This is a genomic window from Maritalea porphyrae (genome assembly GCF_027213965.1).
Classification (GTDB): Bacteria; Pseudomonadota; Alphaproteobacteria; order Rhizobiales; family Devosiaceae; genus Maritalea; species Maritalea porphyrae_A.
In genome coordinates this window covers 413154-432482 of sequence record NZ_JAPWGX010000001.1, presented here as the reverse complement: position 1 = coordinate 432482, position 19329 = coordinate 413154, and the positions used below count along the sequence as shown (strand labels likewise).

At 48.9% G+C, this 19329-nt stretch carries 22 protein-coding genes; 15 read left to right on the top strand and 7 right to left on the bottom strand.

Going from position 1 to position 19329, the window contains the following annotated elements; genetic code table 11:
• Window positions 1-98 precede the first annotated feature (98 nt).
• Both O4H47_RS02400 and O4H47_RS02395 read right to left on the bottom strand, forming a co-directional pair.
• On the bottom strand, window positions 99-695 hold the full coding sequence (locus O4H47_RS02400; RefSeq protein WP_269392338.1) for a superoxide dismutase: 597 nt from the start codon (window positions 693-695) through the stop codon (window positions 99-101).
• Between the two features lie 115 nt (window positions 696-810).
• Window positions 811-2883: a S9 family peptidase gene (locus tag O4H47_RS02395; RefSeq protein ID WP_269392337.1), complete on the bottom strand. Its 2073-nt coding sequence runs from the start codon at window positions 2881-2883 to the stop codon at window positions 811-813.
• Window positions 2884-3093: 210 nt separating this feature from the next.
• Here O4H47_RS02395 and O4H47_RS02390 point away from each other — a divergent pair, with 210 nt between their 5' ends.
• The 11 genes from O4H47_RS02390 (at window position 3094) to O4H47_RS02340 (ending at window position 11746) form a co-directional block, all read left to right on the top strand.
• Entirely contained in the window at window positions 3094-3711 is a 618-nt protein-coding gene (locus O4H47_RS02390) for a GNAT family N-acetyltransferase (protein WP_269392336.1), read from the top strand.
• A gap of 177 nt (window positions 3712-3888) precedes the next feature.
• A complete protein-coding gene (locus tag O4H47_RS02385; RefSeq protein ID WP_269392335.1) occupies window positions 3889-6294 on the top strand; it encodes a putative monovalent cation/H+ antiporter subunit A in 2406 nt (801 codons plus the stop codon).
• Entirely contained in the window at window positions 6291-6716 is a 426-nt protein-coding gene (locus O4H47_RS02380; RefSeq protein WP_269392334.1) for a Na(+)/H(+) antiporter subunit B, read from the top strand. The genes O4H47_RS02385 and O4H47_RS02380 overlap by 4 nt, the downstream gene beginning before the upstream one ends.
• Complete coding sequence (locus O4H47_RS02375) at window positions 6716-7093, top strand: Na+/H+ antiporter subunit C (RefSeq protein ID WP_269392333.1); 378 nt, start codon at window positions 6716-6718, stop codon at window positions 7091-7093. The genes O4H47_RS02380 and O4H47_RS02375 overlap by 1 nt, the downstream gene beginning before the upstream one ends.
• A 21-nt stretch (window positions 7094-7114) precedes the next feature.
• On the top strand, window positions 7115-8728 hold the full coding sequence (locus tag O4H47_RS02370) for a proton-conducting transporter membrane subunit (RefSeq protein WP_269392332.1): 1614 nt from the start codon (window positions 7115-7117) through the stop codon (window positions 8726-8728).
• Window positions 8725-9207 (top strand): Na+/H+ antiporter subunit E, encoded by a 483-nt coding sequence (locus O4H47_RS02365; protein WP_269392331.1) that lies wholly within the window; start codon window positions 8725-8727, stop codon window positions 9205-9207. Before O4H47_RS02370 ends, O4H47_RS02365 begins: the two co-directional genes overlap by 4 nt.
• On the top strand, window positions 9204-9509 hold the full coding sequence (locus O4H47_RS02360; protein ID WP_269392330.1) for a cation:proton antiporter: 306 nt from the start codon (window positions 9204-9206) through the stop codon (window positions 9507-9509). The genes O4H47_RS02365 and O4H47_RS02360 overlap by 4 nt, the downstream gene beginning before the upstream one ends.
• Window positions 9510-9514: 5 nt before the next feature.
• Entirely contained in the window at window positions 9515-9850 is a 336-nt protein-coding gene (gene mnhG, locus O4H47_RS02355) for a monovalent cation/H(+) antiporter subunit G (RefSeq protein ID WP_269392329.1), read from the top strand.
• Between the two features lie 144 nt (window positions 9851-9994).
• Window positions 9995-10420, top strand: a complete 426-nt coding sequence (locus O4H47_RS02350; protein WP_269392328.1) for a MucR family transcriptional regulator — start codon at window positions 9995-9997, stop codon at window positions 10418-10420.
• Between the two features lie 205 nt (window positions 10421-10625).
• On the top strand, window positions 10626-11033 hold the full coding sequence (locus O4H47_RS02345; protein ID WP_269392327.1) for a helix-turn-helix domain-containing protein: 408 nt from the start codon (window positions 10626-10628) through the stop codon (window positions 11031-11033).
• On the top strand, window positions 11030-11746 hold the full coding sequence (locus O4H47_RS02340; RefSeq protein ID WP_269392326.1) for a DUF6456 domain-containing protein: 717 nt from the start codon (window positions 11030-11032) through the stop codon (window positions 11744-11746). Before O4H47_RS02345 ends, O4H47_RS02340 begins: the two co-directional genes overlap by 4 nt.
• A 31-nt stretch (window positions 11747-11777) precedes the next feature.
• Here O4H47_RS02340 and O4H47_RS02335 read toward each other — a convergent pair whose 3' ends face one another.
• Together O4H47_RS02335 and O4H47_RS02330 are read right to left on the bottom strand one after the other, a co-directional pair.
• The gene (locus O4H47_RS02335) at window positions 11778-12182 is read right to left on the bottom strand and encodes a SufE family protein (protein WP_269392325.1); all 405 of its coding nucleotides are present in this window, start codon (window positions 12180-12182) and stop codon (window positions 11778-11780) included.
• Window positions 12183-12335: 153 nt separating this feature from the next.
• Entirely contained in the window at window positions 12336-12587 is a 252-nt protein-coding gene (locus O4H47_RS02330; protein ID WP_269392324.1) for a hypothetical protein, read from the bottom strand.
• A 279-nt stretch (window positions 12588-12866) separates the two neighbouring features.
• Here O4H47_RS02330 and O4H47_RS02325 point away from each other — a divergent pair, with 279 nt between their 5' ends.
• Genes O4H47_RS02325 through O4H47_RS02315 form a run of 3 tightly spaced genes read left to right on the top strand, consistent with a single transcriptional unit; the run spans window position 12867 to window position 15855 of the window.
• Window positions 12867-14669, top strand: coding sequence for a PAS domain-containing sensor histidine kinase (locus tag O4H47_RS02325; RefSeq protein WP_269392323.1), 1803 nt, complete (start codon window positions 12867-12869; stop codon window positions 14667-14669).
• Between the two features lie 59 nt (window positions 14670-14728).
• Window positions 14729-15517: a peptidoglycan-binding protein gene (locus O4H47_RS02320; protein WP_269392322.1), complete on the top strand. Its 789-nt coding sequence runs from the start codon at window positions 14729-14731 to the stop codon at window positions 15515-15517.
• Window positions 15518-15519: 2 nt separating this feature from the next.
• On the top strand, window positions 15520-15855 hold the full coding sequence (locus O4H47_RS02315; protein WP_269392321.1) for a DUF1491 family protein: 336 nt from the start codon (window positions 15520-15522) through the stop codon (window positions 15853-15855).
• Here the strand turns inward: O4H47_RS02315 and O4H47_RS02310 are convergent.
• Window positions 15852-17021, bottom strand: coding sequence for a DUF2336 domain-containing protein (locus O4H47_RS02310; protein WP_269392320.1), 1170 nt, complete (start codon window positions 17019-17021; stop codon window positions 15852-15854). The genes O4H47_RS02315 and O4H47_RS02310 overlap by 4 nt on opposite strands.
• A 287-nt stretch (window positions 17022-17308) precedes the next feature.
• Between O4H47_RS02310 and O4H47_RS02305 the strand changes: the two genes are divergently transcribed.
• Window positions 17309-18193, top strand: a complete 885-nt coding sequence (locus tag O4H47_RS02305) for a hypothetical protein (RefSeq protein WP_269392319.1) — start codon at window positions 17309-17311, stop codon at window positions 18191-18193.
• A 20-nt stretch (window positions 18194-18213) separates the two neighbouring features.
• Here the strand turns inward: O4H47_RS02305 and O4H47_RS02300 are convergent, their stop codons facing one another.
• Both O4H47_RS02300 and O4H47_RS02295 read right to left on the bottom strand, forming a co-directional pair.
• Window positions 18214-18756 carry a hypothetical protein gene (locus O4H47_RS02300; RefSeq protein WP_269392318.1) on the bottom strand — a complete coding sequence of 181 codons (543 nt, stop codon included), beginning with the start codon at window positions 18754-18756 and terminating at the stop codon, window positions 18214-18216.
• Window positions 18753-19325: a DUF1214 domain-containing protein gene (locus O4H47_RS02295; protein ID WP_269392317.1), complete on the bottom strand. Its 573-nt coding sequence runs from the start codon at window positions 19323-19325 to the stop codon at window positions 18753-18755. The genes O4H47_RS02300 and O4H47_RS02295 overlap by 4 nt, the downstream gene beginning before the upstream one ends.
• Between the last annotated feature and the right edge of the window lie 4 nt (window positions 19326-19329).

Below are 19329 nucleotides of genomic sequence, written 5' to 3'. Positions count from 1 at the left end.
GATCCCCCCAACATCTCGTCAGAGATTTGCATCGGAAAAACACAAAAAAGCCCGCTCAACCAAAGGAAGAGCGGGCTTAAAACTAACAACTAAGAATGCTAGCTGGCTGCGTTAAACAGCTCAGCCACATATTCCCAATTGATCATAGAATCAAAGAACGCTTCGAGATATTTCGGGCGCGCATTGCGGTAATCGATGTAATAGGAGTGCTCCCAAACATCACAACCCAAAAGCGGGGTTTGACCGTGGATCAATGGATTTTCGCCATTTGGTGTTTTGGTGACTTCAAGCTTGCCATTGTTTAGAACAAGCCATGCCCAACCAGAACCAAACTGTGTAGCGCCAGCGTTCAAAAATGCTTCGCGGAATGCAGCAACTGAACCTAGGTCTGCAATGATTTTGGCTTCCAATTCACCAGGAATTGCGCCGCCGCCATCTGCTTTCATCCAATTCCAGAAGTGCAGGTGGTTGTAGTGCTGGGCCGCATTGTTGAATAGGCCAGCGTTTTTGCCGTGGCTCTCGCGCACGATGTCTTCTAGCGATTTACCTTCAAGACCTGAACCTTCAAGCAGTTTATTGCCGTTGGTTACATAGGCTTGGTGGTGCTTGTCATGGTGAAACTCAAGAGTTTCGGCTGACATGTAAGGTGCCAATGCATCATATGCATAGGGTAGATCTGGAAGTTCTAAAGACATGGGTGCCTCCGTTTTTGTAAAGCTTTTTAGCGATATCGCCGCAGTTCTATAGCTTTATAAGCCGTTGGAACCGCGACAACAATACTTCGATAAGAAATTACTTTTTAAATCCGCACTATTTTGTAGTTTCCAATGCGAAAACATAAGCCATCGCAACCTCTTTTATTCGCTCGAACCGCCCGGACATGCCCCCGTGACCCGCGCCCATATGGGTTTTTAGGATCAGCGGATTTCCGTCTGTTTTGGTCACGCGCAGTTTGGCAACCCATTTCGCAGGCTCCCAATAGGTAACGCGCGGATCGGTCAGGCCTGCCATCACAAACATGGAAGGATAGTTCTGCGGAACGACGTTGTCGTAAGGAGAATAGGCGGCAATGCGCTCATAGTCCTCTTTAGATTCAATCGGGTTGCCCCATTCAGGCCATTCAGGCGGGGTCAGCGGCAGAGTGTCGTCAAGCATGGTGTTGAGCACATCAACAAAGGGCACCAACGCGATGATGCTGCCAAACAGCTCCGGCGCTTTGTTGGCAATTGCGCCCATTAACATGCCACCGGCAGAGCCGCCCATGGCTGCAATCTTGCCTTTTGAGGTGTATCCCTTTTCAATCAGCATGTTTGCTGAAGCAATGAAGTCATCAAATGTGTTGGTTTTGTTCTCACGCTTGCCGCTTGTGTACCACGCATAACCTTTTTCCATTCCACCGCGAATGTGAGCGATGGCATAAACCATGCCACGATCAACAAGCGAAAGGTTGTTTTCGGAAAATCCAGCAGGCATCGACATGCCATAAGAACCATAGCCATAAAGCAGCAATGGCGCGCTGCCATCCAGTTTTAGGTCTTTGCGATGCAGAATGGTCACGGGTACTTGCTCACCATCTGGTGCCGTCGCAAACAAGCGCCGTGTCACATAGTCCTTAGGGTCGTGACCAGATGGAATTTCTTGCGTTTTAAGCAAAGTGCGCTCTTTGGTTTTCAAGTCGTAGTCAAAAACCTGCGAAGGGGTGGTTGGTGACGAGTAATAGTAGCGAATTTCGCTGCTTTCGTACTCGTAGCCACCTGCAACTGAAAGCGTATAGGCTTCTTCGTCAAAGCTAATCGCTTCTTCTTCACCAGTCGAAAGATCGCGAACGATTATGCGCGGCAATCCGTTGAATTGCTCTTTGCGCACCAAATAGCCGTCTTTTAGGAAGTAGCCTTGCATCAAAATACCGGGGCGATGCTCAATCAGGTCGACCCAGTTTTCAGCGCCTGGCGAGGCGAGGGGGGTGGTGACCATTTTAAAATCAATTGCACCATCTGCGTTAGTGACGATATAAAGTGTGTCCCCCGCATCTTCGACACCATATTCTCGGCCCTCAACACGTTCTGCGATCAGCACTGGCGCGCCATTCGCATTGTGCGCGTCAATATAGCGGATCTCGCTAGTTTCATGATCATTGGCATCGATCAAGATCAGGTTGCCCGAACTGGTCTTGTGCAACCCAAGGAAAAAGCCAGGGTTTTTCTCTTCGTAAACAAGGCGATCGTTCTTTGCATCGTCGCCCAACACGTGCTGAAACACTTTGTGGGGACGGTGGTTTTCATCTTGAATGATGTAGAAGAAGCTTTTGCTGTCAGCTGCCCACACCGATCCACCAGAAGTATTGACGATCTGGTCTTCAAGTTCTTTGCCCGTTTTAAGATCACGAACGTAAATCGTGAAATACTCTGAGCCTTTACGGTCGCAAGACCAAGCAAGATATTTGTGATTTGGGGAATGCGAAGCACCGCCAGAGCGGAAATAGCCGTCGCCTGCCTCAACATTATTGTCGATCAGCACCACTTCGTTGCCGCCATCGCGATCAATCCGACACAATTGGCTATATTGCTGCCCTTCAAGGGTGCGGGAAAAATAGGAGAACGGGCCGTGTTTGAACGGCACGGTTGTGTCATCTTCTTTTATGCGGCCGCGAATTTCTTTGTAAATCGTGTCTTTGAGCGTCTCATGTGCGCCCATAAAGCCTTCAAAATGGGCGTTTTCTGCTTCCAAATAGGTGCGGATGTCTTCGCGCAACACGGAAGGGTCGTGCATCACCTTTTGCCAATTTTCATCGCGTAGCCAATGGTAGACGTCATTACGTTTATGGCCGTGGTTCTCGCTTAAATGCGGGCGGGTTTCTGCAATTGGCGGAGTGGATGTGCCCATTGTGTCTATTCCTTTTCGTTTGGCAGTGAAATGCAATAGCGCCTGCCAAACTCTGGTTTTTACGATTTTTCAGACCGATCATTATCGACCTTGGGACCTACATATGGTCTTTGATAACCAATTTGTAGGATTCGCTGCAAAATCATAAACTAACGAATGTGCGCCAATTGGCAACCATTTGGCATCAGTTGAACCGACAGGGCGACAAAATTGGGGCAAACACCTTCATCTCGAACTCTGCACATGCGTTCTGCAACGCTTGAAGATGAAGCGGGCATCGCACGTGCGTGTTTAATGACAGCGAACAGCGGCGCTGATGCAAGCGCGCTCTATTCGCGCCCTGATCTCCCGGCTCTCATTTGGGCAACGCCTTATTTGCACTATTCGCCCCAACACTGCTTTGTGGTGGAACACGACCAAGAGGTGGTTGGGTTTATTGTATCAACGTCAAACACGCGTCACTTTGAAAATTGGGCATGGGCTCATTGGTGGCCAGAAGTTGAACGCAAACTGTTCGCTTTCAAGCCACGAACAGCGCAGGACAAAAATGCGTTGGCGACAATCAAAGCCATGCGCCAGCCCGCGCCAGATTATGCAGATAGTTACCCCGCGCACCTTCACATTAATCTATTGCCTCAAGTTCAAGGCACTGGCTTTGGTCGAAAACTGATGACAGCGGCCCTAGAGACCCTAAAAACTGCTGGTGCGCCTAGCGTTCATCTGGGAGTGGCGTTGCAGAATACGAAGGCAATTGGCTTTTACAAAGCACTAGGGTTCAAAGAAATTGAACAAAGTGGCGCCCTCATACTTGGCAAAGAGCTGGAATGATGGACGCATCTGCCAACTTGTGCGGATTGTACACGGTTTTTAGCCGGATTTGTGGCCCTCAGTCTTGTCCACACGCCTGAGGGCGGGTCAAATGGCGTCTAAGTGTGGGATGATTCGCCAAGTCGCAATTGCGTTGGCGGTTTTTGTCATATCAAAGACTGAGATCAAGAGGCAGCAATGATACCAACTCAATCGCAAAGTTTCTCCATGTTGCTTGTTGCGATCGCGCCGTTTCTTGCAGCGTTTGTTGCGCCGACGGTTAAGCGATTCTTGCCCAATCACGCTGGTTGGGTTCTCGCGCTTATTCCAACGAGTATCTTTTTGTATCTGCTCAGCTTTGTGGATTTAATTGCCCAAGGCGAAAAAATCCAATTTGCACTACCATGGATTCCAAACCTTGGTATTCAACTAAGCTTCTATCTTGATGGGCTCAGTCTGGTGTTTGGCCTGCTGATTTCTGGCATCGGCGCCTTTATCGTCATTTATTCGGGTGGGTATCTGAACGGTCATTATCATCTTGGCCGATTCTATGCGTTCATTCTCATGTTCATGGGCTCAATGCTCGGCCTTGTGATGTCGGACAATATCATCACCTTGTTTGTGTTTTGGGAACTCACTTCGATCACATCATTCTTGTTGATTGGGTTTGACCATTCGCGCCAAGCTTCCCGTCGCGCTGCAATTCAGGCGCTTGTGGTAACCGGTGGTGGTGGACTGCTTTTGCTTGCTGGTTTGTTGTTGATGGCGTTCACCATGCGAACGCTGGACATCAGCACAATGCTGCAACAACCCGGTTTTATGAGCGAACAGCCCACTTATTTGCTTGTATTTATCCTCGTTTTATTTGGGGCTGCAACAAAATCTGCTCAAGTGCCATTCCACTTCTGGTTGCCAAACGCAATGGAAGCACCAACTCCAGTTTCAGCCTATTTGCACTCAGCAACAATGGTAAAAGCCGGGGTTTATTTGCTGGCCCGCATGAGCCCGATTTTGGGTGGAACGGTTGAATGGCAGGTGACCTTGCCAATACTTGGTGGTATTACGCTGATAACCGGCGCACTTTTGGCACTTCGCCAAACAGATATGAAACAAATGCTCGCTTATACGACTATGGCGTCGCTTGGCATGCTTGTCATGTTGATAGGCAATGGTTCCAAAGAGGGCATTTTGGCCGCCATGTTGTTCTTGGTTGCGCACTCCTTCTACAAAGGAGGCTTGTTCATGGTGGTGGGCTCCATTGACCATGAAACGGGGACGCGAGACATTACTCAAGTGTCTGGCATTTGGAAATCTCTACCAGTCACCTTCTTTGGCGCGGCACTTGCCGCAGCTTCAATGGCCGGACTTCCGGTTGCACTCGGCTTTTTCGCAAAGGAAGAGATTTACTTGATCGCAAAAGGAATGGAGTGGCAACACTGGCTGCTTGCGGTCACTGCACTTGTGGGCAATGCATTGATGATGGCTGCAGGTGCGGCAATCGCCATTCGCCCCTTCTTGGGCGTGCGCATTGCGACGCCGAAAACCCCCCATGAAGCGCCATTGTCCATGCTTGTTGGACCAGCTATTCTAGCAGTTTTGGGCGTCGTCGTGGGCCTGTTTATCCATCAGTTCGGTGATTGGTTCTTCTCTCCTTCCGCCAGTGCCATATATAACCATAAAGTCTCAAACCATCTGGGTTTGCACTTCGACCCAATCCCGCTTGGCCTGTCCGTCGTGACGTGGATAGTTGGCGGCATCGTCTTGTGGAAACTGGATCGGATACGTGATCTGCTTCAGGCACTTGCGCGGGTTTGGACCTGGGGGCCTGACAAAGGGTTTGACCAAGCAATGTTTGGTCTAGTTCGGTTTGCAGATTGGATCACAAGGCTGTTCCATCATGGTCGGCTAGAGCAATATCTCATACTGGTTTTCGTGGCGCTTGGCGTTGCAATCTATACACCAATGGTGCTCAACGGCAGTTTGCCTGATGTACCAAATGTGTTGCCACAGCTACGCTTCCAAGAATGGGGTGTTTTACTGATTGCCGTGCTTGGTCTGTTTGCTGTTGTTTTTGGCCGGACCCGGTTGGTCGCTATCGTTTCGCTCGGTATTCAAGGGTTTGCCGTAGCGCTTATTTTCTTATTACTCGGCGCGCCCGACTTGGGTTTCACTCAGTTTATGGTGGAAACCCTGTCCGTTGTTATTTTGGCGTTGGTGATGACCAAGTTGCACTTGGACCAGCGTGACAATCGCGTTTTTGAAGAAGTCATACGCGATGGTGGATTGGCGCTGATTTGTGGCATTGGGCTGACAACATTGTTGCTGGCTGTTTTACGTACTGATTTGGACACGACCCTTACTGATTTCTTTATTCAAACCAGCGTTCCAATTGCGCATGGTCGCAATATCGTAAATGTTATTCTGGTTGATTATCGCGCCTTGGATACATTGGGCGAAATTTCGGTGGTCATGACGGCAGGTATCGCAATCTTGGCACTGATCAGGCTTAGAGCAGGCGGTCCAAAGCGTGGCATTGGGGCAATAAAACGAGCTGCAGGGCAGCGCGCAAAACGTGCAGCCAGCAAAGCGAGGAGCGCATCATGAATACCATCATTTTCCGCACCATCGCCCCTTATCTGACCGCGCTAATGGTGGTGTTCTCGATTTTCGTGTTGCTGCGTGGGCACAATGAACCCGGTGGTGGTTTTATTGGCGGGCTAATTGCTGCTTCAGCAATCGCTATTTACGGTATCTCGGCAGGCGTATCAGAAGTGCGTAGAGCACTGGTGTTTCACCCCATCACCTTCGCGGGATTTGGCGTACTAATGGCCGCAATTGCTGGTTTGATGTCAGCATTCGTCGACGTGCCTTTTTTGATGGGACTGTGGTTATTTATTGACTTGGGCGACGGGTCAGAATTGGCACTATCGACCCCCATGCTCTTTGATATTGGCGTTTATTTTGTGGTGTTGGGGGCGATCTCAACAATTGCGCTGGCGCTTGAAGAAGATGAGGATGGCAAATAATGGAAACAGCATTAGCAATTCTGATTGGTCTCTTCTTCACTGTCGCAATCTATCTTTTGTTGTCGCGCTCTTTGATCCGCATGTTGCTGGGTGTTGCTATTCTGGGCAATGCGGTGAACTTGTTGATTTTCACAATTGGCCGCGTTACGCGCGAAGTGCCACCGATTGTGCCTAATGGTCAATATCAACCGCTAGAACCTATCGCTAATCCTCTGCCACAGGCTTTGATCCTGACAGCGATCGTGATTGGCTTTTCGCTTTTTGCGTTCCTTTTGGTGCTTACCTATCGGGCATATCAAGAGCTAAATGCAGACAATACTGACACAATGCGTGTGGCCGAGCCTGAAGACAGCCCTCGACCACCATTGAGCTACTAACAAAGAGGTCACGAGCAAAACATGGCAAGCTCCGCAGCTACACCGAAAGACCTCCCCCCAGCAATGCTGGACGTTGCAACGTCAATTGCTGATTGGGTAGTTGTATGGCCGATTGTGCTACCCATGGTGGGTGCAGCAATTCTTCTGATGCTGCGCAACAGAACTGAATGGCAGGCGCCATTTTCGTTCGCCATTTTGGTGGCAACTTTGTTGGCAAATTTCAGCTTGATCCAAACCGTCTTTACCAAAGGCACCCTGACCATGACGATGGGGAACTGGTTGCCACCATTTGGCATCAGTTTTACTGCCGATAGTTTGGGTGCGCTGTTTGCGCTGGTATCTACCGTGGTGATGATTGTGGTGTTGTTCTTCGTGCAAAGCGAAGTAGAGGACCGCGAAACCAAGTACGGTTATCACCCTTTGATGCTGATCCTTTTGACAGGCGTTTCAGGCGCTTTTCTAACCGGTGATTTGTTCAATCTTTACGTGTGGTTTGAGGTCATGCTGATCGCCTCATTTGGCCTGATGGTCATTGGTGGGCGCAAGATTCAACTTGATGCCGCGATCAAATATGGCTTTATCAACTTTCTGGCGACGACATTCTTTCTGATCGGCATCGCTTACATATATGGTTTGGTGGGCACGCTCAACATGGCCGATATTATGGTCAAGGCCCCGCTTGTGGAAAACGGTGCCATTGCGTCGGTTGCTGCGCTGTTCTTCCTAGCATTCGCCATGAAAGCCGCAGTGTTTCCGGTGAATAGCTGGCTGCCTGCATCTTACCATGCGCCAGACCCAGCGGTATCTGCCCTGTTTGCTGGCTTGTTGACAAAAGTGGGCATCTACGGACTTTTGCGGGTACACTTGATGTTGATCCCGCAATCCCACGCTCAGCTGCAAATCGCATTTATGGTTGTTGCTGTTCTGACTTTGGTTTTGTCGCCGCTTGGTGCGCTGGCCCAAACCAACGCGCGACGTGCACTTGGTTTTTTGGTGATGGGTGGCATTGGCGCCATGCTTGCGGGGCTTGCTTTTGGCACCCCCTACGGCATAGCAGGCGCAAGTCTTTATGCTGTTCATTCGATGCTGACCATGACCGCACTCTATTTGGCCGTTGGGCTGGTGGAGCGAATGGGAGGCACTTCTGATATTCGTCATCTTGGCGGGCTCTATAAAGCCAGTTCGCCTTTATCAATATTGTTTCTCATCCTTGTTTTTGCTGCCGCAGGGCTTCCACCATTCCTTGGATTTTGGCCGAAATTAACGCTGCTGCAAGCCGGGATAAGCCTCACAACGCAAAAAGATCCGTTGGCCGTCTATCACTGGTGGGTCATTGGCGCTCTCTTGCTAAATTCACTTTTGACCTCCATTGCTGGGTCACGCTTGTGGGCACATATTTTCTGGCGCAACGGGCGGGAAGGCAAGCAGTCTGAAATTCCTAACGCCAATATTAAGCCGTTGGACAGAAGAGGCTTTGTGTGGGGCTTGTTGCCAACAATGGCGCTGGTTGGCATAATCGTTGTGGTTGGTCTTTGGCCCTCGTTATACATTCAAGCGGGTTTTGAATCTGCCAAGAGCGTCACCATATTCTCGCCCAACTATATCACTTCAGTCTTTGGGGAAAATTCACAATGACCTTTCTCGCCGTTGCTGTCGTTTTGGCAATAACCTGGGCCGCCATTACCGGCACGTTCAGTTTAGGCAACCTACTGTTGGGTGGTCTCATTGGTATTTTGTCGCTTTGGGTTATTCGCCTGCAAATCGCCAAACCAAAGTTTCTTTCAAAAGTGCCAAAGGTCATCGCCCTTGCATTGTTGTTCCTTTATGAGTTGGTGCTCAGCTCTGTCAAAGTAATGGCGTTGGTTTTATCACCTAATATGAAGAAGAAGCTTGAACCTGCCATCATCGCATTCCCCTTGAAGGTAAAGTCCGACATGGAAATTACCTTGCTGGCAAACCTAATTACCCTGACCCCTGGTACCCTTAGTGTCGATGTTTCAGAGGATAGATCGGTTCTGTACGTTCACGCTATTTCCGCACCCAATAAACGCGCGTTGATCAAGGATATTTCGACAGGGTTCGAAGCCAAAATTATTGAGGTGTTTGAACAATGAGTGGATTAGTATTCTTAGATGCAGCCATAGCCATCTCATTTGTTCTGCTCACGCTGGCCCTGTTATTGGTGATCGTTCGGATCGTACGTGGTCCAACATTGCCTGACCGCGTTTTGGCGCTTGATATGCTGGTATCTGTAGGGATTGGTTTCATCGCCGTTATCGCCATCAAAACAGGCTTTATGCTTTATTTGGATATTGCCATTTCTTTGGGGCTAGTCGGTTTCCTCGCAACGGTCGCGTTTGCCCGTTACATTTTGCAGCGCTGGCAGATTAAAGCCAATCAATCGGAAACGGAGTAACGCCAATGCTTGTAGATATTCTAGCCTATGTCGCAGGCGCGTTGCTGATCGTTGGTGCATTCTTTAGTCTTGCAGCCGCGATTGGCATTCTTAGGTTGCCCGACCTTTACACGCGCATGCATGCCGCATCAAAGGCGGGTACGCTCGGTTCTGGCTTGGCCCTTATTGCAATCGCTGTTTTTGCAATGGATGGATCGGTATCCATGCGCGCATTGGCGGGTTTTGTGTTCTTTTTGCTCACGGCACCCATTTCTGCACACTTGCTGGCAAAAGCAGCTTATGCAGCAGGTTATCGTCCTTTGGATGAAATGCATGTAAATGATCTTGAAAAAAAGAAGTAGTCATCAGTTCAATTCAAATTGATGACAGATTTCTATTTGACCTCAATTACGCCTTGATTGTTGGTGACATTCATTCTAGTACCGCAATTGAATAAGCATTGATGTCTTGTTTGTAAATATATGTCGAACGATTGGTATTAAAACGTGGAACAGCCCGCAGCTAAGCAAAGTGAAAACAACAACGAAGTAATTGAGCTATGCACTGAAATTGTAAGTGCGTATGTCAGCAATAACGCTATTAGCCAAACGGATCTTCCTAAGCTAATTGTGGATGTGCACAGCACTTTGTATTCTTTGACTGCAAAGGATGTGTTGCCAACACAAGAAACCCGCAAACCAGCCGTTTCAGTTAAGAAATCAATCACTCCCGATTATATCATTTGTTTAGAAGACGGAAAAAAATTCAAATCGTTGAAACGTCACCTACGCACGCATTACGATTTGTCGCCTGAAGACTACAGAGACAAATGGAACTTGCCAGCCGATTACCCTATGGTTGCCCCAAACTATGCAGCCGCTCGCTCACGATTGGCGCGTGAAATGGGTCTTGGACGCAAAGCCGGAAAATAGCTTCGTCAACACGTAGGAAAAAATTCAAAGGGACGTCATTTCGGCGTCCCTTTTTGATTCAATCACAAGTTGAATTGTTAAGCGTGGATAACAAAAAAATCCTTATATTATAAAATTTTAATAAAAAACGAGATGACAGATTTATCCCCGCCGCAGTACAAACGCGTTATAGGAATATATACCTATAACAAAGGCGTTCATGAATATGCATACTTTAGACACTCATTCGCACAAGCATACTAAGTACGATTTGGCCACGTTTTCAGTACGGACAAGCAAGCGTTGCAGAACGGACATAGGGTTGGCGGTAAACCTTGTTGCTGCCATACAGGGCGTTTCCCCTGAAGATATCCTCACATCGTCACGTAGCCAGGCCCATGTTGCCCTAGCAAGGCAACTGGCAATGTATATGGCGCATGTGGCCCTGGGGTATTCGCTAACAAGAACAGGGCAGCTATTTAAGCGTGATCGTACGACTGTGTCGCACGCCTGCGGTCGTATCGAGGATATGCGTGATGATGCAAATTTTGATAGTGCCCTAAATTCGCTGGAAGCTGTGTTGAATTTCGCGGCGACAAATCAATCTGCCTACGCTGGCCGGTCGACGCTATGAAACAATTGCGTCGTCAAATGAAGTTTGTGGGCATGATATTGAATGGGGCACGACAAGAGGTCTCTGACAAAGAAACAACATTGGTGTCAGCTAAGAAACAGTGTTCGCTGCCAATCATCCAGGTGAAGGAATTAATCTCGCAGGGGGTGCTTTGCCCTTCTGGACAAACCCTTTCCCGCACAAATGAAACACGTTCTTGGCTAAAGCGCCAGCAGTTGGCGTTGCTCAAGCAAGATGTTTCCAGTGTTCAAGTCACGGACCAAAAGCCGGTAAAAAGCGCGAATGATACCATTGTGCGTTTGTCCAGGAAATCTAAAGGCGAAGAACAAGCGTTTCTAGCCGCGCATCATGTTTTGGTTGCCAACCGTGTTTCGGCTCTTATTGAAAAAGGTCAGTTGCGACAATCTATTACCCAAAATCTATCCGTCTTGCGTCAATCCAGTCAATTTTTGGGCAATGGGGCAACCGATTTGTCTGACATGGCCATCGATTGCCGAAAACGGCTAAACCAATTAATCACACAACTACCCAAAGATTGCGCAGGCGTTGTGGTTGATATTTGTGGCTACGATAAGGGGTTGCAGCAGGTGGAATTCGAACGCAGTTGGCCCAGGCGTAGTGCCAAATTGGTTTTGCGCATGGGTTTGGACCATGCCGCCGAATTCTGGAAGATTGGTGCAACCGCGGAAGGGCAGGATTGTTTACGCAAATAAAGCAGTGAACCGCAAAAGGTGCTGCATCCCTTTATAAATGCGCTCGAGCTTCTGCATATACGCGATCTATCATTGAGCGCAGACCATTTGCACGTTGTGAGGTGAGGTGTTCACTTAGTCCCAAACCTTCAAGAATTTCTTGGGCTGGAGTGTCGATGACTGCCTGCGGTGTCTTGTTTGAAAATAGCGAAACAACAATGGCGACCAATCCCCTTACAATCATCGCATCACTGTCACCGCGGAATACAAGTGAGGAATCATCGTGCCGGTCAACCACCAACCAGACTTGCGACACGCAGCCTTGAACTTTGTTAGCGCTGGTTTTTTCACTATCGGCCAAACTCGGCAGCTCACCACCCAAATCAATGACAAATTTATAGCGATCCTCCCAGTCGTCAAGGAACGACAAGCTCTCTTTAATTTCGTCAAAATTCATCTCAGGCCTCCGGTGCAAAGTTTGCACCCTTCTAGTACATGATCGCTGAATTCTCCACGCAAAAAAAGAGCCGCAACACCGGGGAGATGTTGTCGGCTCAGGTATTAGACCGCACTTGGAGTAGCATCGGGGAAGTGATGCGGTCTTTGTGGTTCAGTTTAGCCAGACCGGGCGGGGCGGTGGTGTTGGCGCCAGTTCATTATTGGCGGTTGCCCGAGTCATTGGCTTGTTCTTGTTCGAGGTCACTGACGTAACGAGCGCCGCTACTTTGATCGTTTGGCAGATGCTTTCAGCGCATTCCAAATTTTGAGCTTGCTCAATGGCCATTTCAGACCCTCGTTTCATGGCATCGTCCGCTATTGCCGCAGCGGTCGTCTGATCAAACGCAAATGGTTTGATCACCATGAACCCAACGCCCAACCAAAATATGCAACGTATTAAAAACACAATCTTTGACCACAATTTTTTCGTTGAGATCAACCTAGCCACAAACTGTGAAATCGAGGTGCCAAATTTCGCTAAAATTTTATCTAACTGCATTTTTGCTTTGAAAAGCATTTGTTTACCACAGCTAGAGAAACCACATTCAGATCCACTTAGAAAGGTCTCCATTTAAGGCTGTCTTAGCTTCTTGCGTGAGAAATTGGCCCCAACAGAAATTCGCAAGTTGAGTGATAGTTTGTAATGCGTAATCCTTTGGCGGCACTTTTAGACCATGCCGACACGACCAACTCAGCAAAGGGCGGCAACGACCCTGGAAACAGCCGTGCGCGGTCACTGGATGTGAGCGCACGCGCGAGCATTGCGTTGGCACTTGCGGTGCTGCCGATTGTTGCACTCATGTTTTTCGTCGGAAACGGGGCCACGGCAACTGTTTTTGCCATTCTAGCCGCCTGGTTCGGCACAACAGGCATGTTGGCCAAGACCCTGCCAATCGAAGCGCGCGTACATATTCATTCCGCAGGGCTTTGCTTGGTGGCACTAGTTTGTGCACTCCTTGATCCAAGCACGACAGTCGCAGGTATTTCGCTGGTGGTCTTGGCTGTTATCTCTGCCAATTTCTTTGGACGACGTTCCACGCTCATCGCCGCTTCCGGCTTTGGCGCAGTTTCGCTGGTTATGCAGTTTCTGGTCTATTCATCTGCGTTAGAGTTTGAATTTGCAGCAACCCATGGTGGTGGCGCAATTTACTCTACTGCTGCATTTGCGATGGGCTTTTCGTTGTTTGTAGCGACCTTGGTCGAATCAAAACGAGCATTTGTTGCCAATGACCATCTTCAAATTCGGGCATTTAGAAGCTTGGTTGAAAGCGTTCGCGATGCGGTGGCGCGCTATTCGGCTGATGGCAGGCTGATTTACTTGTCGCACACATCCGAAGCACTATTCGGCTGCAAACGTTATGAGCTTTCAGGTTCTGGCCTGTTGGATCGCGTGCATGTGTTGGATCGACCCAACTACATGAAAACAATCGGTGATGTTAGCCACAAAGGTAAGCCCAAGTCGATCGATGTAAGAATTCGTTGCGAGCGGGAAGAGCGTTCTGAGTTTGTTTGGGTCGAAGTTGCGTTTTCCGCGGTTCATGACCGATTGAATGATGATGGGCGAGCTGAAGTGATTGCCATTATGCGCAACATCTCTTCACGCAAACAACAAGAAGTAGATTTGGAAGAAGCAAAAAAAGTTGCTGAATCGGCAAGTGAAGCCAAGTCGCGCTTCTTGGCGACGATTGGTCATGAATTGCGCACACCGCTTAATGCTGTTGTTGGTTTCTCAGATATGATGATCAACAATATTGGTGGCGAATTGTCTCCGGATCATTTGGAATATGCTGAATTGATCAAACAGTCTGGGCATCATTTGCTCGACACGGTGTCAATGCTGTTGGATATGTCAAAACTTGAAGCCGGCAAGTTTGAGATTTCAACTGATCGGTTCGACCCTCAGGCGCTTGTCGAACCTTGTTTCGCCATTGTAAAAAATGCAGCCGACAAGAAAAACATCGAACTGGTCGCCGACGTTGGCAAGCACTTGCCAATGCTGACAGCAGACGAACGTGCCTGTCGCCAAGTGCTGATCAATCTTTTGTCGAATGCAATCAAATTTAGCCCGGAAAATGCAAAAGTCATACTGCAAATTCGTCTGAGCGGAACCAAGGTCGCGTTGCGCGTTATCGACCATGGTGTTGGCGTGGCACCTGAAGACGTTGCGCGGCTTGGAGAACCATTCTTTCAAGCGCAAAACGGACTGAACCGGCAGTATGAAGGCACGGGACTAGGGTTGTCGATCGTACGCGGCCTAACCGAATTGCACGGTGGGGATGTTTTGATCAAGTCAAAGCTGGGTGAGGGCACTCAGTTTTCAATCAACCTACCAATTGATGGCCCGGTATCGTTGCAAGAGCATGTTGTGTTGGAAGAGTTGAGCGACAAACGTTTTGTAGAAGAAGAGCGCAAACAATTGCAGCGCACACGCACAAAAGCGGGTTAGGTTCAGGGTGAATTGAAATGGTAGATTATGCTAGTGTGGAACAGCAGTCGGGGATGAAAATGCCGCAGTTGAAAATGGGAATTCTGTTGCCAGTTTGGAAATTGATGGCAAAGTCCCCAGGCAACACGATTTTTGCTTTTGCAATGTGCACCTCACTTGGGTGGGCGGCAACGAATGCCTTATATTTTCAAGAAAACGGACATCCGGCCCCGCTGTTCTCCACATCGTCAACTCCCGTGGAGCAAACGGTCGCCCCCATTGAATTCGTGCCGCCCCAACGTACAAACACCGTAACAGAGGTTGCCAACCAACCGATGCCGACACCGGCACCAGCGGCGTCCTTTGGTCCTGTGACAGGCAATCCAACTGCATTTTTCGTGCAATCTAAGCTTTTTGAACTCGGCTATTTTAAGCAAAAGGTTGACGGCTATTACGGGCCAAAAACCGCAGCCGCCATTCGCGAGTTTGAAGTGGAAAACGGGCTGACCGCAACGGGCGCAATCAGTGATGATCTGGTTAGCATCTTAAACTCTGGACGCGTTGCGGTGCCTTTTGCTGCGCCAAAAGTAACGCCAGTGAGCAATGCTGATCCGCTGCTTAATATCGCGCAGCAAGCAACTACTGATGCAACTCAGGCATCATCTTCCCCCGTTCCAAGCGAATTGGTAGCAAAAGTCCAGGCGGGCCTAAACTCATTGGGTTACGATGTGGGGAAAGTAGATGGCATACAAGGTGAGGCCACTGCGACTGCGATCCGCAAGTTTGAGACTTTTTACAACTACGACCAAACGGGAAAAATAACCCCTGAGTTGTTGGATATGCTCAAGGCCGCAAACGCGAAGTTTTAGTCATGTCACGATTGCGCTCTGAACTATGGGTGGCGGCGCTTGTCCGGCGGTTGAACAGCGTGGGTGATTTTTGCGTCGTGTCGCGAAAGGGTGACAAGGATGCAGGCCAAATATGGATTGAAATTGATCATTTGGATGGAAGACACACTCTGTTGGCCCCGGCACCCGCAAACCCTGATGCAACAGAAAAAGAGTTCATAGCCCGAGTGGAAGCGGGGGATGGACAAACAGTCCAAAGCCGTTTGGCAAAAGAGGTCGAGTACGATCCTGACTTTTGGGTTGTTTCAATCGAAACACGAAAAGCGGATCTGGGTTTAAAAATAGTCAGCTTGAATTAAGAGGCTTTGTTATTGCGAAGCTTTTGAACAGCTTGCATTGCGCGTTCTACGGCATCTGTTGCACTATCTGCCGCTTTATCAAGAGTTGGCGTACGTCTGCTGTAAGGCGCAACTGGTTCGTGCGAGATTGGCGCTGAAGAGGCCTCACGTGCCAGTGCAGAGATTTCGGCATCACCGCGCCAAACGGACATCGCAAACACCATTGCACTTGGCTCTATCTGTTTGAATAGTCGCGTATATTGAGCAAGTGCACTTGAACTATTGCGGTCATGAGCCGTTGCATGAATGAGCACCTTCAGCCCATCATATTCATTACACCCGAATGCGCGCAGCACGACAAATAGCGCTGCACCGCTGACATCATGGGCGATTTCACCACAGCGAACTTCATCAAGCCCTGTGATTTGAGTCAAAAGCCGGGTAACTTCTGGGCGTCTATTCTTTGACAAGAGCTTCATCATTGCCTGCGTGAACTCAGCGGTGGCAACGGATATATGCTCATAGGTCCGGTGCATTTTTGTACGCGGAATTTTCCGATCTTGAAAAGCTTTTAAAACCTCAATGCGGTCTTCCTCTTTCAGATCAAAAAACGCAGGCAACAAGTAGGCTTTATCGAAGTCTTCTCTTGCGGCCAATGCATGGGCAATTGACTGATCCATTGCAGCCGCTTTGCTGATGGCCCGAAGATAGGGACCTGAGAAATGAATGGATCGATTCTCAGAAAGTGAGCGATAGACCTTGCGGCTGTTGACGGGAAAGATCTTGCCGACAAGCTTTTTCGTCAGGTCTTTGCGTTTAGCAACCAAAGCAACCTTATCGACGTCGCCGCCCTCAACAATATTGAGCAAGAGCTCTTCAGAAACAGATTCATTGTTTTCAAGAAAACTGGCTAATTCGTCACCAATATTTTCAACCACCAAGTTCTCCAAAATGGGAGAAAGGTGGGGTGAGCGCGCAAGTTTTGCAGCGGCACGTGCGCGAGCGGTCTGCGACGCGGTTGGAAACAGGCGTTGCGCCAGCGCTTCAAACTGCATGCGCTCGGTTGGCATAGGCTTTGGGCGACGTGAATATGCATCGCATGCAGCCACCAATAATGTGTTGGCGCGATCAATACCTCCTGTTTCAATCAGGAGTTGGAATGTCTCGTATGGTTGAAAGCCGATCATAACCGCCCAGAATCACGAAATTGGTTCAAAACAAATCAATAAATGCACTATTCATCCAATTCGTTAGCAGACTGTTAACCTTGACGATTTCTTAATGGGTTTCTAACAGCAATTTCAATTGTGATTGGCGGCAACGTATCGCTTGTGAACAGAATTATCGCATAAACCCCAATTCGCGAGGTCAATTATGGGGAAGATTGTGCCATACATTAAAAGCAGCAGACCACGCCCGAACAGGTCGAATGACGTCAAAGTCGGCAACGTAGTTATTTTTCCTGGAGTACGGTATGAGAGAGAGAGCAGCAAGCAGGCGCCTTTGCCCAGAAACAGCAAGGGTTGGAAAAAGCATCGCTGATTTCATAAAAGTGGCCACATTGCTTTGCGTCGTCTTCGGGGTCGCTGCGTGCGCGCGTCCTGTGGGCGATTTTGGTCGTGCCCAATCTGACGTTTTACACGATGAGATATTGCCAAGGGTTGGGGCGTTGGCAGCGAACGGACGAGAAGAACCTGTTTCGCTGTTTAACCTCACCAACGAGGAAAAGGACATGCGCAATAGAGTTTGGCGTTTCCTTGTCACAAACAGCGCACAAGATTGGATGTTTGATCACTCTGTGGAAATGCAGCGAACCAGATTAAGCAAACCCGTTGATCTGAATTTCCGCACCGATCGCTATTATCGGCATTTGCGCTTGAATGAGTTTGCGTCTTCCCGTGGGCGCTATTTGCAACTCTCCCAAGACATTTACGATGATGTGGAAACCATTCCAGGCGCATTCGCTTCAATTTGCCATGTCATGGAGATTGAACGGCGCCGGCAGGTGGCGTTGAGTGGGCTCTATGCAAATAATGATGCGGTGAAACAACAGGTTGTCGCCCGCGAATACGAAAACAAAAACTACATCACTTGGTTCGCGCGTGCAGTCGACTATCGTTACAAATCATATGATGTGGCGCTCAACAGATTGCTTGTAGAAACACCGCACGAAGAAGCTCACACCGTAAATGAATATCTCAACCGATTTGCTGTGCTTGTGGGGCGCGCCAAAAACGGCGAGTTCTGCGACCCGTTTGCGGAAGAAAGCTACAACCACGACAAAGAATTCCCATTGCTGAGTTCAAGATACTCAAAACAGGATGAAATCAAAGAAGACGCCGAAGAATTTCTAAAATGACCTGAAATTCAATATGCCATCTACAGAGACGAGCATTTCAATGCGCCTATTTGCTCTTCCATGGTTGGTACCAATGCGAGGTGCGGGGGGATAATTCGGATGATTGCTGTTATTTGTTCTGTCTGAACCCGGACGATCTGCAAAGCGGGGTCGATGTCAGTTCCCTCGCTAATCAGTGCACGTGATTGATCTTCTGTGAAAATGCCGATTTTAAGGTCACGATTGTTGTTGGTTCTGCTGTTGGTTGAATAGGGAACAGTACCATCCTGCCCAATCAGCGCTGCCGTCCAAAAATAGGCGGGCATGGCCCCGCTCAGTTCAATCGGCCCATTGCTCAAATCCACTTGGCAAACTGCATAAGAGAACGCTGGGTCTAAATCTAGTTGCGCCCGCAAAGCAAGTGATTGCGAATCTATCACGCTAATTCCTTCAGGCTGCGCAAAGCGAGAAATCGTTGTCCAAGCATTGTGTGTGGACATTAAAGGCATGATCAGAATGACACTTATATGGATGATGCCACCCAAAACGATGCCGGCGAACAAGTGAGTAAAAAAGCGGATCATGAACAGCTTACCTTCTGGACAGTCGGCAACACCACGCTTTCATGCCCGACAACCAAAAAAGCATTTGTGTCGTAGAAGCTAAGGGTGAACTTCATTTTGCCTATGTCCATTGTGTTCAACCAATTGCCTGGTTGCGCTTGTGGAGCAGCAATAATATCAAAACCACCATCTGGATGACGATTAACTTGTAAACTGGTGAGGTAATTCGGCGTTTTAATGGTGGGATCGTTGGATGTCACCTCTGTCGCTCTGAGTGTCCAAATAGACGCCCTAGGTGTGCTACCCGATATCAAGTAACTGCATTTTCCATCTAGTCGATCACCATTGTCGTCTTGGCTTGCACTAAACACGAGGCCTTCAGCGCGACCAAGCTGAAGTGCTCCGGTGCGTGCCAGTCCTGCCTTGTGGTAGGGGTCTGTGTCCGCACCGCCCGCGTTTACCCAGCCAATCCATGCACCATATTGTTGAGCGGTAATTCTTCTGCCGTTTTCCAGCATAAAAAAGGCGGAACCGAAACCAACCAGCAAAGCCACGAATAGCGTGAAGAGGATGTATGAGGCGTTGCGCATCAAT

Coding starts and splice junctions, on each gene's coding strand:
- O4H47_RS02400 (WP_269392338.1), bottom strand. CDS start 695: ATGTCTTTAGAACTTCCAGATCTACCCTATGCATATGATGCATTGGCA.
- O4H47_RS02395 (WP_269392337.1), bottom strand. CDS start 2,883: ATGGGCACATCCACTCCGCCAATTGCAGAAACCCGCCCGCATTTAAGC.
- O4H47_RS02385 (WP_269392335.1), top strand. CDS start 3,889: ATGATACCAACTCAATCGCAAAGTTTCTCCATGTTGCTTGTTGCGATC.
- O4H47_RS02380 (WP_269392334.1), top strand. CDS start 6,291: ATGAATACCATCATTTTCCGCACCATCGCCCCTTATCTGACCGCGCTA.
- O4H47_RS02375 (WP_269392333.1), top strand. CDS start 6,716: ATGGAAACAGCATTAGCAATTCTGATTGGTCTCTTCTTCACTGTCGCA.
- O4H47_RS02370 (WP_269392332.1), top strand. CDS start 7,115: ATGGCAAGCTCCGCAGCTACACCGAAAGACCTCCCCCCAGCAATGCTG.
- O4H47_RS02365 (WP_269392331.1), top strand. CDS start 8,725: ATGACCTTTCTCGCCGTTGCTGTCGTTTTGGCAATAACCTGGGCCGCC.
- O4H47_RS02360 (WP_269392330.1), top strand. CDS start 9,204: ATGAGTGGATTAGTATTCTTAGATGCAGCCATAGCCATCTCATTTGTT.
- mnhG (WP_269392329.1), top strand. CDS start 9,515: ATGCTTGTAGATATTCTAGCCTATGTCGCAGGCGCGTTGCTGATCGTT.
- O4H47_RS02345 (WP_269392327.1), top strand. CDS start 10,626: ATGCATACTTTAGACACTCATTCGCACAAGCATACTAAGTACGATTTG.
- O4H47_RS02340 (WP_269392326.1), top strand. CDS start 11,030: ATGAAACAATTGCGTCGTCAAATGAAGTTTGTGGGCATGATATTGAAT.
- O4H47_RS02335 (WP_269392325.1), bottom strand. CDS start 12,182: ATGAATTTTGACGAAATTAAAGAGAGCTTGTCGTTCCTTGACGACTGG.
- O4H47_RS02330 (WP_269392324.1), bottom strand. CDS start 12,587: ATGGTGATCAAACCATTTGCGTTTGATCAGACGACCGCTGCGGCAATA.
- O4H47_RS02325 (WP_269392323.1), top strand. CDS start 12,867: ATGCGTAATCCTTTGGCGGCACTTTTAGACCATGCCGACACGACCAAC.
- O4H47_RS02320 (WP_269392322.1), top strand. CDS start 14,729: ATGCCGCAGTTGAAAATGGGAATTCTGTTGCCAGTTTGGAAATTGATG.
- O4H47_RS02315 (WP_269392321.1), top strand. CDS start 15,520: ATGTCACGATTGCGCTCTGAACTATGGGTGGCGGCGCTTGTCCGGCGG.
- O4H47_RS02310 (WP_269392320.1), bottom strand. CDS start 17,021: ATGATCGGCTTTCAACCATACGAGACATTCCAACTCCTGATTGAAACA.
- O4H47_RS02305 (WP_269392319.1), top strand. CDS start 17,309: ATGAGAGAGAGAGCAGCAAGCAGGCGCCTTTGCCCAGAAACAGCAAGG.
- O4H47_RS02300 (WP_269392318.1), bottom strand. CDS start 18,756: ATGATCCGCTTTTTTACTCACTTGTTCGCCGGCATCGTTTTGGGTGGC.
- O4H47_RS02295 (WP_269392317.1), bottom strand. CDS start 19,325: ATGCGCAACGCCTCATACATCCTCTTCACGCTATTCGTGGCTTTGCTG.